Below are 14,589 nucleotides of genomic sequence, written 5' to 3' on the forward strand. Positions count from 1 at the left end.
CGTTCGTGGGCGCGTGGGCTCGGCGGTTCGCTGCGCGGTACACGGGGACCTCCGATCGGCACCCTCCACAGCGAAAGCGCCGTGGAAGCTTCCTCGGCGCCCGGGGTGGCAAGGACCAGCGCCACGAACCGTTCAGCCTCCTGCCGGAGCGGCCACACCGGCCGTGAGCTGCGGAAACCAAGGTGCCGGGGGCCTGGTGGCCGACATAGGGTCGGGCACCGTGCCGACGACCATCACGCCCCTGCCTTTCACCACCGCCCGCCTCGACGCGCTCCCGCTCGATCCGGCGTACGCCGAGGAGATGGCGGCCGTCCTCGCGGACCCGGGACTGTACGAGTTCACCGGCGGCGGCCCGCCGGACCCGGCCGCGCTCCGGTCACGGTACGAGCGGCAGTGCGCCGGATCGCCGGACCCGGGGGAGCTGTGGTGGAACTGGGTGCTCCGGATTCGCGCGGACGGAAGCCTCGCCGGATACGTGCAGGCGACCGTCCGGGGCCCCCGGGCGGAGATCGCCTGGGTGGTCGGGACGCCGTGGCAGGGCCGGGGCTACGCGAGCGAGGCGGCGCAGGGCCTCGCGGCGCACCTGGTAGCGGCCGGAGACGTCCGGGAGCTCGTCGCCCACGTCCACCCCGACCACGCGGCATCGGAGGCGGTGGCCGAGGCGGCGGGCCTCCGGCCGACCGGGGAGTGGGCGGACGGCGAGAGGCGGTGGGCGGGCAACCCACCTGTGCCGGGGGCCCGTTAGGGCCTGCTGGGCCGGATGACGTCGGCCGGGTCCCGCAGCCACACCTGCTGGCCCCGGTCGGTCACGGTCAGCCCGAATTCCTCGGCGTCGGGTCGCCCCACCGCTTCGTACTCCCACCAGGCCTGCTCGATCTCCTCCCACAGGAACCCGGGCCCGTACTGCCACACATCCTCCCCGGAGGCGGCCGTGGCAGCACCACCGTCCTCCCGGGTCGCCCACACCTGAACGCCCTCGGCGGTGTTCTGGTGGATGAGCCGTACGCCGGGGAGCCGCGCTCCGGCGTACAGGGCGAACCCGAGATCGAGGAGGCGGGCGGGGTCCAGCCCAGCGGCACGCGCCCTTCCCTGGCCCCGCACCTCGTGGAGATCGGGGACGCGGTGGGCTCGCATCGGCATGTAGGTGGCCCCGCCGCAGAACGGGCCGGTAGCGGTGCCGTCAGCCTGTACGCGGAGCTGGACCAGCGCGCCGGACCAGAACTCCCGGGCGAGCGGGGCCACGACGACTCCACCGGGCCGAACCTGCCGGAGCAGCGCGTACGGGACGTACCGCAGGGCGCAGGTGGCGATCAGCCGGTCCACGAGCCCCAGGCCGGGCCAGGGCTGTTCGCCGTCCCCGACGCGCAGGTGCGGCCGGTAGCCGGACTGCGCGAGGGCGTCGGCCGCCTGCCGGGCCACGACCGGGTCCAGCTCGACGCTGTGGACGAGATCGTCACCGAGCCGCTCGCAGAGCAACGCCGCGACGTACCCGGTGCCGGTGCCGATCTCCAACGCCTTGTGCCCGTCCTGGACTTCGAGCAGCGCGAGCATCCGGGCGACCATCGAGGGCATCGAGTTCGACGACGTGGCGACACCGGGCCCGCCCGAGGCTCCGTCGTCGAGCTGGGTGACGACCGGCTCGTCGCTGTTCACCAACGCCAGCCACGCATCCGACCCCACCACCGGCTCACACCGGTCGGGCAACTGCCGCCACACGTCCGCAGGGACGAACCGGCTGCGCGGTACGGCCTCGAACACCCGCCGCCACTGGGCGGTGAGCAGCCCACGATCGGCCAACTCCTGTACCAGAGCCGGGTACGTAGGAACGCCCTGCGCGGTGCTCACGGCTGCGGGACGCACTGGGGGCGGCTGCCGTCCGGAGACGGCTTCGGCTCCGACGGCGGCGTCCACGGCTTGTCCGACGGAGGCCCGCCATGCTTACCGGCATCGGCACGTACGGAGGCAGTAGTCATCATGCATCTCCTCTGATCGGTGAAACGGTTCGATGGGCAGGACGGTGCAGCCGGTAGATCCCGTACGGCTGAAAGAGATCGACCCGGCGCGGACAGCCACCCTCGGCACACGCCCGGCACAACAGATCCCGACCGCCCTCGGTACGCCGTACGGCAGTGACCGGTGCGCGCCAACACGCCTCGCAGGTACGCACATCCGCAGCCGACAGGCTGATGCTCATCCGGCTTCCCGTAGAGCGGTGGCCGCCTCATGGCACGGGCAGACGCAGTCCGGCCGAAGACAGAGGGCGTGCACGTCGGCCAGACCGGTCACCGAGGCGCTGCGGCAGGCAACACCGTACGGACCGTCCGCCCCCGCCCGAAGCCCACCCAGGTCGGGCACCGTGCCGCCCTCGGTCACATCAGCGGAAACGATCGGGTCACCCCGCCACAACAACGTCACCGCATGCTCCGGACAGTAGGCGCCAATACCGTCCTCAACCGGAAACTCATGCGCGTCCCCCTCCGTGTAGCACCTCATGTGCTTCGGGCCTCCCGCCAGGCACGACCAAGGTGGACAGCGGCCGGACAGAAGACCCCGGCACGGCAGGCGGGGCAGCGCTGGGTGTGGCCGAGCCAGGTCCGGTACGCCCTTTCGCCGCTCCGTTGCCGTCGCTTCTCCTTTACCCCTGTCACAACGCCCCCGCTGTGGCGGGCTTCGAAACCGCAAGCAGGCGCGCGATACGGTCGGCGCACGCCTTCTCGTGTCCCCGCTCGCCGATCTCGTGGAAGAAGCTGGTGACGTAGCGCCCTTCCTCGGCGACAATCTCCTCGGTGAGGAGGCTGTGCAGAGGATTCGTGGCGTGCAGTCGAAGTTCGGGTTCGAGGGCGACAACCCGCAATCCGTGATCGCGCAGGTGTCCAGCCAGTCTCTGCAGGTCGGTGGCTTTCATGCCTCGACGGTCTCAACTCCGGCCGACTCTGGGGATATGACAAGCTATGACACGGAGTGGATCATGCGAACGGTGACGATCACGGGGACTCGCAAGACGGGCCACAAGTCCCTCGCCGAGTGCGCCGGCCTGTTCGAGCGGTACCTCGAACCCTTCGCTCCGGCCGCCCACTTCTACCTCGGCGGTGCCGTGGGCATCGACTCGCTCGCCCTTCTCTGGCTCGCTGACCGGACAACGGCGGCCATCACGGTCGTCACGCCGGGCACCCTGAGCCAGCAGCCGGCCGAGGCGCGTGAGGCCGTCGCTCGTGCGAGGGGCCGCATCACAGAGATCGTGGAGCTCGCAGCGGCCGAGCTCCGGTCCCCGGCCTACCACGCACGGAACCGGTGGATGGTCGACCGCACGTCGATGACCATCGGGTTCCCTCACGCCACGGGGCCGTCGACCGGCACGTGGCAGACGATCAACTACACAGCCGAGCAGGGAAAGCCACGACTGATCGTGCCGGTGTAGCAACGCACGGTCGCGGGCTGAGTCACTATGGCCGTATGGGCAACCGGGCCGCGGGGGCGGCAACTCTGAAACGCTTACGGCACGGCCGCGGTCTTTCCCTGGCCGGTACCGCACGTGCGCTCTCCCGGACCGCCATGGCCCTGCATCACCCGCGGCTACCTGCCGTGGCGAGTGTCCAGCGATCCGTTGCCCGCTGGGAGTCGGCCGCGCCGACACTGCCCGACGAGCGGTATCAGCTTCTCCTCGCCCACCTCTACGCCCGGACCCCGGCCGGACAGTTGTCTGTAGGTCCCGGGTCCGACCTGGCTGAGCTGCTCGGGGCGCTGCTCGATCTCGGCGAGAGCGAGTCCCGAGTCGCCGTACTGCGCACCGCGCTCGTCCGTACGGCGACGGACACCGGCGGCGTGCTGGCCTTGCTCTCCACACCCCTGCGGGCCGGTCTTTCCGCTGCCCTGACCGACCCCGGCAAGGTGACCGAGGAGACCGTGGCCGGGCTGGATGCGGTGGTGGCCGACATCAACGCGCAAGTGGGCGCGGTGCCGATGGTCCGTCTGCAACTGCTGCTCACGCCCGTGATCGACGCGTGCCGCACTCTGCAGGCAGGGGCACTCCCCGGCCCGCTGGTTGGTCACGTCCGCGCGGTTACCGTCGCCGCCTGTTCCCTGGCCGGCCGCCTGGCATTCGAGAACAGGGACGATCAGGCTTCACGCGCTCTGTACGCCACAGCAGCCGCGCAGGCCGAGCAACTCGGAGACTCGTGGCGACAGGCATCGGTGCACATGAGTCATGCGCTCGTGACCCTCTACTCGTCATCCGACCTCTCTGACGCCCAGCGGCTCGTCGACCGAGCGGTGCGTGCGACGCGCACGGGGGACAGCGTCCGGGTACGGGCACGCGCGCACGCGCTCCAGGCCGAGATCGCCGCGCGGGCGGGGCTGAAGCGGCAGGCACAGTCGGCGCTCGGGTTGGCTTGGTACGACATCGAGGGCCGGACCGACGGCGATCCATCGGGCAGCAGCTTCTCGGCGGGCCACCTGCGGGGGTTCGAGGGGGTGTGCGAGCTGTACGTCGGTGATCCTTCGGTCGCACATGACCGGTTCGCTGTTTCGGCAGCCGCGTTGGTCGCGCCTCGCGAGCAGGTGCAGCGCGCGATCGTCAGGACCGATCAGGCTCTTGCCCGCATTCGGATGGGTGATCCCCGGTCGGCTGCTGAGCTGCTGCACGAGTGCGTGCTCTCGGCTACGGTGACCGGCGGCCGTGTGCCGGTGATTCGACTGCGGAGGGCCAGGTCGGAGTTGCGGCCATGGCGACGTGAGGACTTCGTCACCGACCTGGACGATCACTTGATGGACGTGCTGGGGACATAACGTGTGGCGGCACCGCCCGAACGTACTGGCCCAGCAGTGATACGAAGGCCGCTTCCCCCATCATCTTGCGGTCACGATCCCAACCAGGTCCGTGAGAGAGCCGACCACTCAGTCGGCAGCCGCGTGCACGTGGTCGTCAGCACCCCATAGGTGTCCCCAGGGGCCGCGGCGGATGTGCGCGGTGCGGAGCCCTGCCCTGGCGGCGGGGAACGTGTCGTTCGCGGGGTGGTCTCCGACGCACACGGTGTCTGTGGCGGTGGCACCGGACGCCTCCGGACCTGTGCGAAGAATGCCGCCGAAGGCTTGGCGCAGCCCCACTCCTCAGAGGTTGCGACCGTGGCTCCGCAAGCGCTGGGCGGACGTCTTCGTACAGGTCGGACTCATCGAGGTGCTCACCCCGTCCGGCTGCCTCGCGGGCGGCGTACTCGGCCGGAATGTCGATACCCGGCTTCACCAGCTTCAGCGCTTCGGAGTTGTCGCGCCCTGGGCGGTCACGGCGCCGACCCGGGGCGGACAGCGTGTGTCTGGGCATGCCGAGCCAGGAACCCCAGGAGCCCCAGGAGCCCCGGGAACCCCGGGAACCCCGGGAACGGTCGTCGCGGACGACAGCCTCGCCTATGTCGAACACGAACGTCTTCACACGTCGAGCCCAGGCCGTTTCCTCCGGGCCACCTCGCCGACCGGATGAAGACGATGCGGGACCGCGAGGTCCGGACGGGCGGGCTTGTGCCAAGATCGCGGGATGTTGCGACTCACCGACTTCATTATCGACTGTCCGGACACAATGGAGCTGGCGGCCTTTTACTCCGAAGTGACGGGCCGTCCGATCAAGGAGGACAGCTCGGCGGACTGGGCGGGCATCCGGTTCGGCGAGATCGAGCTGGCATTCATCCGGGTGGATGACTACCGCGCCCCGCAGTGGCCCGACACCGAGCACCCCAAGCAATTTCACCTCGACTTCGAAGTGGACGACATCGAGTCGGAGCAGAGCCGCGTCGTCGCCCTCGGCTCGACGCTGAAGCAGGACTTCATCGGTCCCAACGGCTTCGGCTGGCGGGTCTTCACCGACCCGGTCGGGCACCCCTTCTGTCTGTGCCGCAACAAGGGTGTCGTCTGGGGCGAGCAGGGGCCGGTCTGGCCCGATCGCGGCTAGGGCGTTGCCTTGAGGGCTGGGGTGCCTCGACTGACCGCGAGCAGCCCTGGGTGAGGGCAAGAAGCAACCTTCTTGAAGCCCGGGGCCCGAAGCCCGGGGCTCGGGCTTCGGGACGGTCGGTTCACTCTTCCGGGGGACGTGAGTGGGCCCCCGGCCCGAAGCTCGGGTGTCGGGGCCCGGGCGTCGGGACTCGGGCGTCGGGATGCGGGACCCGGGATTCGAGCGCCTTCTTTAACCGGTAGGCAGAAGAAGGGGTTTGGGAAAACCTCCCTCCCTCCCCACCTCCGGAACGGTCAGCAAGTATGACTAATCGTGACAGCTTGCGGCGCAGCGTCACGACTGCTTACGGTGCGAGAACCAAGCGACCCCGACGCGGTGTAAGCGCACCGGCCGGGGTCTCACCACAAGATCGATAACCCAGAAAGCCGATCCCATGGCTACCCAGCACCTTAGCCCTGCCCTGCGCGCCCCAGCAGCCTCACCCACGTACCCGATGGCCAAGCCCGGCTACGGCAAACGCTCCGCACCCGACCAACGCCCGCGTACGCGCGACGACTTCGCGCTCCTGCCGACACGGGAGCGGTATGTCGCCGGGTTCGTCGACCACCTCCCCGAGGGCGCGGCGATGAGCGTCAAGACCCTGGCGAAACAGCTTCCGCTCTACGGCCAGCAGGCCATCTCCACCTCCCTGAACTCCCTGTCCGTCGCCGGACACCTACGCCGCGTCCGGTGCCCGGTCGTCGGAGCGGGAGACGACACGCGCTGGGTCTTCCGCACGTTCTGGTCCCGCACGGCCCGGGACAACGAGTGGTGGAACGCCTACCTCGCCACCGAGAAGGCCGCGCTGGACACAGCCCCCGTGCCCTCGCCGCCCGCCCCCGACACAGCTCCGCCGCCACCGTGGGCCCCGGCCGAGGAACCGCCACCACTGCCCGCCCCGGAACGCACCGGTACGGAACAGACCCCCGAGCCCACCGCCGTACCGCACCAGCGCACCCCGGCCCCGGGCCGGGCGCCCGAGCCAACTCCACCTGCCCCGGGCGGGGTTCCCGCAACGCCCCATGCCTCCTCCGGGGCCAGCCCTTCCCCCGCCTACCTCGCGCTGGCCCGCCTTGGCCGCGAGGACCACCGTCTGGCTCTGTCCGCCGACGACTGCACCGCCTTGGAACCGCAGGCAACGGAATGGCTGGCCCGGGGCGTGAGCGTCGACTACCTGACCCACGCCCTCACCGCAGGACTCCCCGCCAAGGTGGACAGCCCTCTCGGCTTCCTCCGCCGCCGCCTCACCGACAAGATCCCACCCCAACTCCCCACCGAGAACGGCTCACCCGGCACTCCCACCCCTGCCCACCATGTCCTCGTGGAATGCACAGCCTGCGGCCGCCCAGGCCCCCCGGAAGCCCTCCCCGACGGACTCTGCCGCCCCTGCCGCCAGGCCCACTCCGTGGACGGCGAGAACCCTCCCAACCCTGCCGAGATCGCCGACGTCAAGGCCCACATGAGAAACCTCCGCGACCTGCTCAAGCCCGTTTGAGCCCGAGCGTCACGATCAACTCGCCCCCTGGCCGACAGAAGCCACGGGCCAAGCGCACGACGGGCCACCGAACCTCCCGCAGGGCAGCCATGCGCCACCACGAGATCCCGAACACGACGACGAACGCCCTTCCTCGTGCCGAGAACGAGATACCGCACACGCCCGGCGACGGGCAGAATCACCCCTGTACATGCCCAGCTCCGGGCCAGGACGGTTTGCCACATCGAGGAGATATGTCCGTTTCTCAAGAAGTGGATAAAAACAGCCCCTCGGGTCCATAAACCCGCAGGTCACGAACACGGTCCCCGCGCACGCGGGGATGGCCCCTGGCCGGTGTTCGACCGGCTGACGGCCGCGCTACGGTCCCCGCGCACGCGGGGGTGGCCCCGACGCGATGGTCTTGCCGGACCGGACCGAGTCATGGTCCCCGCGCGCGCGGGGGCGGCCCCCGGGCCCCATAGGTGACAGCGGCCAACGACAGAGACGTGCCTGTCAGGACTCGGAAGGGAACTTCAGCAGGTCCCTCTCCTTGTCCGGCCGGGATATCGCCAGCGGCGTACGTACCCGCGGATGCCCGGCGCGGGGTCAGGCCCAGCCGTGCTCGGTCAGCGTGCTGTTGTCGGCGGCCAGGTACCCGAGGAGCCCCTCCTTGGGGTACTCGATGAGGTCAGGCAGGTCGTGGGCGCTTAACCACTCCAGGGCGAGGCATTTGGACGGTTCCTTGTAGACGGGGTCGCCGAACCACCGGGTCGCCTCGAAGAAGAAGCCGATGCGTTCCACCTCGCTGTCCTGCCGGTGGTGGACGACCTGCACCAGCGAACAGAGCGTCGAGTTCCCGGGCCGGTCGGCACGCGATATGAGCGGTAACTCCTGCATCGATCCTCCAGTTCAGCGGGCATGGGAGCCCCAGGTGAGCGTGGAAAGGGTCAAGGCGTGCAGAGCTGTACGGTCGGGACCGGCGAACGCGGTCCACATCGGACCGAACGACTTGTCCTTCTTGTCCGGCCAGGGGTGGGCAGGGGCGATCTGTGCGGCCCAGGTGCGGACCGCGAGGTCGTCGTGCGGGTAGGCGCTGAAATCACCGGTGAAGTCGCAGGCGGCAGCCGCAGCGGTCCAGGGGCCGATCCGGGGAACACTCACCAGTGCGGCGATCAGGTCGTCGGCGTTGAGCTGCTCCCAGGCCACGCCGTCCCGCACGTAGTGCTCCGCCGCGGCCTTGAGGACGCTGCGGTGGAACTTCGCCCCGATGCCGGCGAACTGTTCGTCCGCCAGCTCCAGGACCCGCTCCGCCGACGGAGCGATGGCGAGTTCGCCGTACGGGCCGTCCACAGTGGTTCCGTATGCCGAGCACCAGGCCCGGTAGAGCTTGCGGGCCTGCCCGGCTCGTACGACCTGGCGCAGAATCGCCGTGGTGATCGCGTCCCACAGCCACGGATTGGCCAGGCGCTGCGTCGGGCCGAGACCGCACAGGCCGGCTTTCAGCTTGGCAGGCACGGTCTCGGGCAGGCATCCGGGGTCAGTCGGGACGCTCCGGGGCTTCACGTCCTCCGTACCCGACACGCACTGCATGTGCAGGCCCGCGGAGTCCCACGACAGGGCCCAGACGCCGGTGTCCGTCCGCACGGCTCGCGTACGACCGTCTTCCCCGGCTTCGCTCCAGGCCGGGTGGTCGGTGGTCAGGACGGCGGACATAGGGGTTCTCCTCGGTGCGGGGGGCGTGCAGCAGGGCTCGTCCAGGGTGCTGCAGGGGTGTTACGGAACGTACCGAGGTTTCGTGAACGCCGTGCCCAGAACCGTGGAGACGAGTTCGGCGTGGGGCATGCTCGTGGCGGCGGCCGTCGTTGCCACGTTGCCGTGCCCGGACATGCCGGGAACCGTGTTGATCTCCAGCACCGGGCGTCGTCCGCTGAGGTCCAGCAGGAAGCCGACCCGGCTGGCCCGATGCGCCTCGACCGCTGGTGCATCCGGCGTGCAAGCTGCTGGAGACACGAGGACGCCCGGCTGGACACTTCTTCCCTTGCCCGCCGGCGAGGGGCAGAATCACCCCTGTACATGCCCAGCTCCGGGCCAGAACGGTTTGCCACATCGGGGAGATATGTCCGTTTCTCAAGAAGTGGGTAAAAACAGCCCCTCGGGCGCATAGACCCGCAGGTCACGAACTATGGTCCCCGCGCACGCGGGGGTGGCCCCTATGGAATGGATTCCAATGGATCGCAGCCGGTATGGTCCCCGCGCACGCGGGGGTGGCCCCCGGGCGACGCGCTTCTGGTCGCCGACGTCCTTATGGTCCCCGCGCACGCGGGGGTGGCCCCCACTTGTTGTCCAGGTACATGTCGTACCCGTTATGGTCCCCGCGCACGCGGGGGTGGCCCCAGGTCCTGCGTGGAGCGGGAGCCGGTGCCCCAATGGTCCCCGCGCACGCGGGGGTGGCCCCGCCTGGCGGCGGTCGGCGAGCCAACCGGTCATATGGTCCCCGCGCACGCGGGGGTGGCCCCGTCCCCCGCCAGAACGGGAAGGGCGGGATCATATGGTCCCCGCGCACGCGGGGGTGGCCCCTGGCCTGGCACTCCTCAGTCCAGCCACCCCCAATGGTCCCCGCGCACGCGGGGGTGGCCCCGCGCCGCCGGCGAACTGGGACATGTTCAACCGATGGTCCCCGCGCACGCGGGGGTGGCCCCCCGATCTCCGGCGGGATCGGCGCGCACGGCTCATGGTCCCCGCGCACGCGGGGGTGGCCCCTGGTCCACCGAACCGGCGCAGATCTGCTCTGCATGGTCCCCGCGCACGCGGGGGTGGCCCCTTCGCCCGCATCCGCCCCATCGGTCGCCGCCGATGGTCCCCGCGCACGCGGGGGTGGCCCTTACAAGAAGCACAACGACGCCGAGGGCACTCGATGGTCCCCGCGCACGCGGGGGTGGCCCCGTGGTCGAGACCACCGCGATGCCGGACAACAAATGGTCCCCGCGCGCAAGGGCGGCACCCCTTCTCCTGCGGGTCCCTCCATCTTGTAGCGCGGGCGCCTGCGGTCGGCGGGTCGGGAACTGGCAGGTCAACCGACCCGCTGATGGCTCATCAGTGGTCGGTGCCCGGCACACCGCACCGGCCTGCGGCGGTGCCGCGCATGCGGTTGCGGTGTCTCAGGCCTGTCGTAGGGTTCCGGGCCATGACCGCCGATCCTGACTTTCTGCACACCACCCGTGCTTCGTACGACGCCATGGCCCCCGCCTACGTGGATTTCGCGCGCGGCGAGTTGGCCGCCAAGCCCCTGGAGCGTGCGCTGTTGAGCACGTTCGCGGAACTCGTGGCGGCGGGCGGGAGCGGCCTCCCAGTGGCCGATGTCGGCTGCGGCACCGGCCGGGTGACCGAGTATCTGCACGGACTCGGCCTGGGGCTCGACGTCTTCGGAATCGACCTCGCCCCGCAGATGGTCGCCGTGGCGCGCAAGGAGCACCCGGGCCTGCGCTTCGAGGAAGGCTCCATGCTCGGCCTCGGGCTCCCGGACGCCTCGCTGGGCGGCCTCCTCGCCTGGTACTCCACCATCCACGTCCCGGACGAGGAACTGCCGTGCGCCTTCGGGGAGTTCCTCCGTGTACTGGCCCCGGGGGCCCACGTGCAGCTGGGCTTCCAGGTCGGGGACGAGCCGCAGCGGTATACGGAGGCGTGGGGCACGGAGATCTCGCTCGACTTCCACCGGCGGCAGCCGGAGAAGATCGCCGCGCTGCTGCGGGAGGCGGGCCTGGAGGTCCGGTCCGTGGTGTGGCGGGAGCGGGATGAGGACGGGCCGTTCCCGGAGCGGACGCCGCAGGGGTTCGTGCTGGCGCGCAGGCCGATTGTCAGTGGTGGCTGTGAGGATGGGGACACCGGCACAACGGGCTGACCGGTCAACGGGGGGACCTGCGACAGCGGGGGACCCGCACAGCGGATTGAGGGGGGCTCCATGGGCGCCTGGGACATCGGCCACTTCGACAACGACACCGCCGCCGACTTCGGTGGCCGGGTCGACGACGCGGAGCCGGGGAAGAAGGCGGACGTGCTCCGTGCTGTCCTGGCCGCCGTGGCGGACACCGGGCTCGCGGACTACGCGGACGGCGGGGAGGAGGCGGTGGCAGCCGCCGCGCTGATCGCCGCGCAGTGTCCCGGGGGTGAGCCCGTCACCACCGCGTACGGTCCGAAGGAGCCCCTGCCGCCGCTCCCCGCCGACCTGCGCCCGCTGGCCGTGCGCGCCCTGGACCGTCTCACCGCGGAGAACGCGGAACCGCTGGACCTGTGGGCGGACGCCGGCGCGGATCAGGAGTGGCTCGCGGGGATAGCCGCGCTGCGTGCGGTGCTGGCGGGCGTGCCGGGGGAGTGAGTGGGAGGGGCGGGCCAGGAGCTCAAGGGGGCAGCGGCTCAAGGGGGCAGGGCTCAGGGGGGGCAGCGGCTCAAGGGGGCAGGGCTCAGGGGGGGGCAGCGGCTCAAGGGGGCGCGGGCTCAGGGGGTCAGGGAGTCAGCGGCTTAGGGGGCAGAGGGCAGAGGGCAGGGGGCAGCGGCTCAAGGGCTCAGGCGGGGGCCGGGTAGCTGCCCGTCGCGCCGTCGATCAGCTCGCGGACGATGTCCATGTGACCGGCGTGCCGCACCACGTCCTCCAGCATGTGGATGAGCACCCAGCGCATCGACACGGTCCGCCCGTTCCACGCGGTGCCCGTCGTCTCCAGGTCCGTCTCCCGGATCGCGGTGTCGGCGGCCGCCCGGGCGCGGGCGTAGAACGCCAGGATGTCGGCGGTCGTCTCGTCCGGGCCGACCGTCATGTCCTCGGTCTCCGTGTCGAACCAGAACGTCTCGGTCGCCCGGCCGAACGGCGCGCAGAACCAGCCGTACTCGACGGTCGCCAGATGCTTCACCAGGCCGAGCAGGTTCGTCCCCGTCGGGGTCATGGGGCGGCGCAGCTGTTCGTCGTCCAGCCCTTCCAGCTTCCACAGCACGACATCGCGGTGCCGGTCGAGACTGATGTGAAGACTTTCCTTCTCGCCGCCGGTGTACGGCACATGGGGTACGGGGGCGGCAGGGGATACGGGTGAATTCATGGACCGCACCCTAGCGGCGCGCCCCGCTCCCGTCCTCAGCGTTTCGGGCGGCCCGCGCGCACGATCTCGTCGACGTCCAGGGAGACTTCGGTACCGATGGAGGCGGGGAGCGGGGCCTGCTGGCCGGGGGCGTACACCTCGTGGCGGTCGTAGCCGCTGGGGAGCGGTTCGGTCAGGACGTGGACCCGGCCGTGCTTGCGGTCGACGATCACGTAGACCGGGATCTTGGCCTGGGCGTAGGCGGTGACCTTGTGGCGCAGGTCGGTCTGATAGTTCCCGGAGGTGACCTCCAGGACCAGGCGGAAACAGGCGGGGTCGTAGCAGTTGTTCTCGATCAGGTGCTCGTCGAAGTCGGCGTCCACGATCGCCAGGTCGGGGATCACGTAGTCCTCGGGGCCACTGGGTAGCCAGAGACCGATGCCCTGGAGGACATTCGACTCCTCGCCGTGCAGACCGGCGGCGAGGAAGGGGACCGTGAGTGTGGTCAGGACGTCGGCGTGCGGGCCGTCCGGGAGTGGGGCCACGGTGACGAGGCCTCCGATGATCTCGACGCGATGCCCCGGAAGCTGCTCGGTGAGACGGTCGGCCGTTTCCAGCAGCGCTTCCGGCTCATCGTCACAGGGGTGCTCGACTGCTGCTGCAGACATTGCGGGCCTCCTGGAATGGGCTGGTGCCGAGAGCCTCATCGTAGGACGGGACAGCCGAAGACCGCGCTTCTGGCATATGCCACCCGGTCGCGTGACGCAGAAAGTGACGCAGAAACGGCCCGGCACACCGCGTGGGTGCCGGGCCGTATCCGTACAGCCGTACAGCCGTACGGCCGTGGAGCCGTACAGCCGTGGAGCCGTACAGCCGGGGACCGAGGTGCTACAGCTTCTCGATCACGTAGTCGACGCACGCCGTCAGGGCCTGCACGTCGGCCGGGTCGATCGCCGGGAACATCGCCACGCGCAGCTGGTTGCGGCCCAGCTTGCGGTACGGCTCGGTGTCCACGATGCCGTTGGCGCGCAGCACCTTGGCGACCGCCGCCGCGTCGATCTCGTCCGCGAAGTCGATCGTGCCGATGACCTGCGAGCGCTTCGCCGGGTCCGTGACGAACGGGGTGGCGTACTTGGACGCGTCGGCCCAGCTGTAGAGGTGGCCCGACGAGGCCGCCGTGCGGCCCGTCGTGAAGTCCAGGCCGCCCTGGGTGTTCATCCACTTCAGCTGCTCGTTCAGCAGGAAGAGGGTGGACAGCGCCGGGGTGTTGTACGTCTGGTTCTTGAGGGAGTTGTCGATCGCCGTCGGCAGCGAGAAGAACTCCGGGACGTGCCGGCCCGAGGCGTGGATCCGGGCGGCGCGCTCCAGGGCGGCCGGGGAGAACACACCGATCCACAGGCCGCCGTCGGAGGCGAAGGACTTCTGCGGGGCGAAGTAGTAGACGTCGGACTCGGTGATGTCGACCGGCAGGCCGCCCGCACCGGAGGTGGCGTCCACCAGGACGAGGGCGCCCTCGTCGGCACCCGCGACGCGCTTGACCGGGGCCGCGACCCCCGTCGAGGTCTCGTTGTGGGTGAAGGCGTAGACGTCGACACCGGCTTCGGCCTCCGGGTCCGGGTGGGTGCCCGGGTCGGAGGCGATGACGGTGGGGTCGGACAGCCAGGGCGCGAGCTTCGCGGCCTTGGCGAACTTGGACGAGAACTCGCCGAAGTTCAGGTGCTGTGACTTCGACTCGATCAGACCGTGCGTCGCGACGTCCCAGAAGGCGGTGGAGCCGCCGTTGCCGAGGACGACCTCGTAACCCTCGGGGAGGGAGAAGAGGCTGCGCACGCCGTCCCGGACCTCGCCGACCAGGTTCTTGACCGGGGCCTGGCGGTGGGACGTACCGAGGAGAGAGGTGCCGGTGGCGGCCAGCGCGTCGAGCGCCTCCGTCCGCACCTTGGAAGGACCGGCGCCGAAGCGTCCGTCTGCGGGCTTGATGTCAGCGGGAATCTGGATGTCGGCCACGGGACGGAGCGTAGTCCCTCGGTGGCACGGCCTCGTAACCGTGTCCGTCCGATGAGACGTGTGCTCCG

Annotated in this window: 15 protein-coding genes, 1 pseudogene and 1 CRISPR repeat array; of the genes and pseudogenes, 7 read left to right on the plus strand and 9 right to left on the minus strand. The window is 70.3% G+C overall.

Going from position 1 to position 14,589, the window contains the following annotated elements; genetic code table 11:
• The first annotated feature begins 220 nt into the window (after positions 1-220).
• Complete coding sequence (locus PSQ21_RS20135; RefSeq protein ID WP_274032017.1) at positions 221-745, plus strand: GNAT family N-acetyltransferase; 525 nt, start codon at positions 221-223, stop codon at positions 743-745.
• Here the strand turns inward: PSQ21_RS20135 and PSQ21_RS20140 are convergent.
• Both PSQ21_RS20140 and PSQ21_RS20150 read right to left on the minus strand, forming a co-directional pair.
• Complete coding sequence (locus PSQ21_RS20140) at positions 742-1,845, minus strand: methyltransferase domain-containing protein (RefSeq protein WP_274032018.1); 1,104 nt, start codon at positions 1,843-1,845, stop codon at positions 742-744. The genes PSQ21_RS20135 and PSQ21_RS20140 overlap by 4 nt on opposite strands.
• Before the next feature lie 799 nt (positions 1,846-2,644).
• The gene (locus PSQ21_RS20150) at positions 2,645-2,905 is read right to left on the minus strand and encodes a hypothetical protein (RefSeq protein ID WP_274032020.1); all 261 of its coding nucleotides are present in this window, start codon (positions 2,903-2,905) and stop codon (positions 2,645-2,647) included.
• Between the two features lie 36 nt (positions 2,906-2,941).
• Here PSQ21_RS20150 and PSQ21_RS20155 point away from each other — a divergent pair, with 36 nt between their 5' ends.
• Positions 2,942-3,418, plus strand: a complete 477-nt coding sequence (locus PSQ21_RS20155; protein WP_274032021.1) for a DNA-processing protein DprA — start codon at positions 2,942-2,944, stop codon at positions 3,416-3,418.
• Between the two features lie 35 nt (positions 3,419-3,453).
• Entirely contained in the window at positions 3,454-4,785 is a 1,332-nt protein-coding gene (locus PSQ21_RS20160; protein WP_274032022.1) for a hypothetical protein, read from the plus strand.
• A gap of 108 nt (positions 4,786-4,893) precedes the next feature.
• Here the strand turns inward: PSQ21_RS20160 and PSQ21_RS20165 are convergent.
• Positions 4,894-5,425 (minus strand): annotated as a pseudogene (locus tag PSQ21_RS20165) (HAD family hydrolase).
• Between the two features lie 102 nt (positions 5,426-5,527).
• Here PSQ21_RS20165 and PSQ21_RS20170 point away from each other — a divergent pair.
• Both PSQ21_RS20170 and PSQ21_RS20175 read left to right on the plus strand, forming a co-directional pair.
• Positions 5,528-5,938, plus strand: a complete 411-nt coding sequence (locus tag PSQ21_RS20170) for a VOC family protein (RefSeq protein ID WP_274032023.1) — start codon at positions 5,528-5,530, stop codon at positions 5,936-5,938.
• 433 nt (positions 5,939-6,371) lie between these two features.
• Positions 6,372-7,472, plus strand: a complete 1,101-nt coding sequence (locus PSQ21_RS20175; protein WP_274032024.1) for a MarR family transcriptional regulator — start codon at positions 6,372-6,374, stop codon at positions 7,470-7,472.
• A 585-nt stretch (positions 7,473-8,057) separates the two neighbouring features.
• On the opposite strand, the gene PSQ21_RS20180 is transcribed toward PSQ21_RS20175, so the two are convergent.
• Genes PSQ21_RS20180 through PSQ21_RS20190 form a run of 3 tightly spaced genes read right to left on the minus strand, consistent with a single transcriptional unit; the run spans position 8,058 to position 9,461 of the window.
• The gene (locus PSQ21_RS20180) at positions 8,058-8,348 is read right to left on the minus strand and encodes a hypothetical protein (RefSeq protein ID WP_274032025.1); all 291 of its coding nucleotides are present in this window, start codon (positions 8,346-8,348) and stop codon (positions 8,058-8,060) included.
• A 12-nt stretch (positions 8,349-8,360) separates the two neighbouring features.
• The gene (locus PSQ21_RS20185) at positions 8,361-9,164 is read right to left on the minus strand and encodes a hypothetical protein (protein WP_274032026.1); all 804 of its coding nucleotides are present in this window, start codon (positions 9,162-9,164) and stop codon (positions 8,361-8,363) included.
• 60 nt (positions 9,165-9,224) lie between these two features.
• Positions 9,225-9,461, minus strand: a complete 237-nt coding sequence (locus PSQ21_RS20190; protein WP_274032027.1) for a hypothetical protein — start codon at positions 9,459-9,461, stop codon at positions 9,225-9,227.
• Between the two features lie 172 nt (positions 9,462-9,633).
• Positions 9,634-10,394: a CRISPR direct-repeat array (repeat unit 29 nt; unit sequence ATGGTCCCCGCGCACGCGGGGGTGGCCCC).
• Positions 10,395-10,635: 241 nt separating this feature from the next.
• On the opposite strand from PSQ21_RS20190, the gene PSQ21_RS20195 reads away from it, so the two are divergent.
• Positions 10,636-11,349 carry a class I SAM-dependent methyltransferase gene (locus PSQ21_RS20195; RefSeq protein WP_274032028.1) on the plus strand — a complete coding sequence of 238 codons (714 nt, stop codon included), beginning with the start codon at positions 10,636-10,638 and terminating at the stop codon, positions 11,347-11,349.
• Between the two features lie 60 nt (positions 11,350-11,409).
• Complete coding sequence (locus PSQ21_RS20200) at positions 11,410-11,823, plus strand: DUF4259 domain-containing protein (RefSeq protein WP_274032029.1); 414 nt, start codon at positions 11,410-11,412, stop codon at positions 11,821-11,823.
• 187 nt (positions 11,824-12,010) lie between these two features.
• Here PSQ21_RS20200 and PSQ21_RS20205 read toward each other — a convergent pair whose 3' ends face one another.
• The 3 genes from PSQ21_RS20205 to serC form a co-directional block, all read right to left on the minus strand.
• Positions 12,011-12,535, minus strand: a complete 525-nt coding sequence (locus PSQ21_RS20205) for a DinB family protein (RefSeq protein WP_274032030.1) — start codon at positions 12,533-12,535, stop codon at positions 12,011-12,013.
• A 35-nt stretch (positions 12,536-12,570) separates the two neighbouring features.
• Entirely contained in the window at positions 12,571-13,182 is a 612-nt protein-coding gene (locus PSQ21_RS20210; protein WP_274032031.1) for a Uma2 family endonuclease, read from the minus strand.
• 220 nt (positions 13,183-13,402) lie between these two features.
• The gene (gene serC, locus PSQ21_RS20215) at positions 13,403-14,521 is read right to left on the minus strand and encodes a phosphoserine transaminase (protein WP_274032032.1); all 1,119 of its coding nucleotides are present in this window, start codon (positions 14,519-14,521) and stop codon (positions 13,403-13,405) included.
• Positions 14,522-14,589: the final 68 nt, after the last annotated feature.

Source organism: Streptomyces sp. MMBL 11-1, from assembly GCF_028622875.1.
Lineage (GTDB): Bacteria > Actinomycetota > Actinomycetes > Streptomycetales > Streptomycetaceae > Streptomyces.

Excerpts from the sequence above, each read along its gene's own strand:
- PSQ21_RS20150 (WP_274032020.1), bottom strand. The coding sequence starts at position 2,905 with ATGAAAGCCACCGACCTGCAGAGACTGGCTGGACACCTGCGCGATCAC.
- PSQ21_RS20155 (WP_274032021.1), top strand. The coding sequence starts at position 2,942 with ATGACAAGCTATGACACGGAGTGGATCATGCGAACGGTGACGATCACG.
- PSQ21_RS20160 (WP_274032022.1), top strand. The coding sequence starts at position 3,454 with ATGGGCAACCGGGCCGCGGGGGCGGCAACTCTGAAACGCTTACGGCAC.
- PSQ21_RS20170 (WP_274032023.1), top strand. The coding sequence starts at position 5,528 with ATGTTGCGACTCACCGACTTCATTATCGACTGTCCGGACACAATGGAG.
- PSQ21_RS20175 (WP_274032024.1), top strand. The coding sequence starts at position 6,372 with ATGGCTACCCAGCACCTTAGCCCTGCCCTGCGCGCCCCAGCAGCCTCA.
- PSQ21_RS20180 (WP_274032025.1), bottom strand. The coding sequence starts at position 8,348 with ATGCAGGAGTTACCGCTCATATCGCGTGCCGACCGGCCCGGGAACTCG.
- PSQ21_RS20185 (WP_274032026.1), bottom strand. The coding sequence starts at position 9,164 with ATGTCCGCCGTCCTGACCACCGACCACCCGGCCTGGAGCGAAGCCGGG.
- PSQ21_RS20195 (WP_274032028.1), top strand. The coding sequence starts at position 10,636 with ATGACCGCCGATCCTGACTTTCTGCACACCACCCGTGCTTCGTACGAC.
- PSQ21_RS20200 (WP_274032029.1), top strand. The coding sequence starts at position 11,410 with ATGGGCGCCTGGGACATCGGCCACTTCGACAACGACACCGCCGCCGAC.
- PSQ21_RS20205 (WP_274032030.1), bottom strand. The coding sequence starts at position 12,535 with ATGAATTCACCCGTATCCCCTGCCGCCCCCGTACCCCATGTGCCGTAC.
- PSQ21_RS20210 (WP_274032031.1), bottom strand. The coding sequence starts at position 13,182 with ATGTCTGCAGCAGCAGTCGAGCACCCCTGTGACGATGAGCCGGAAGCG.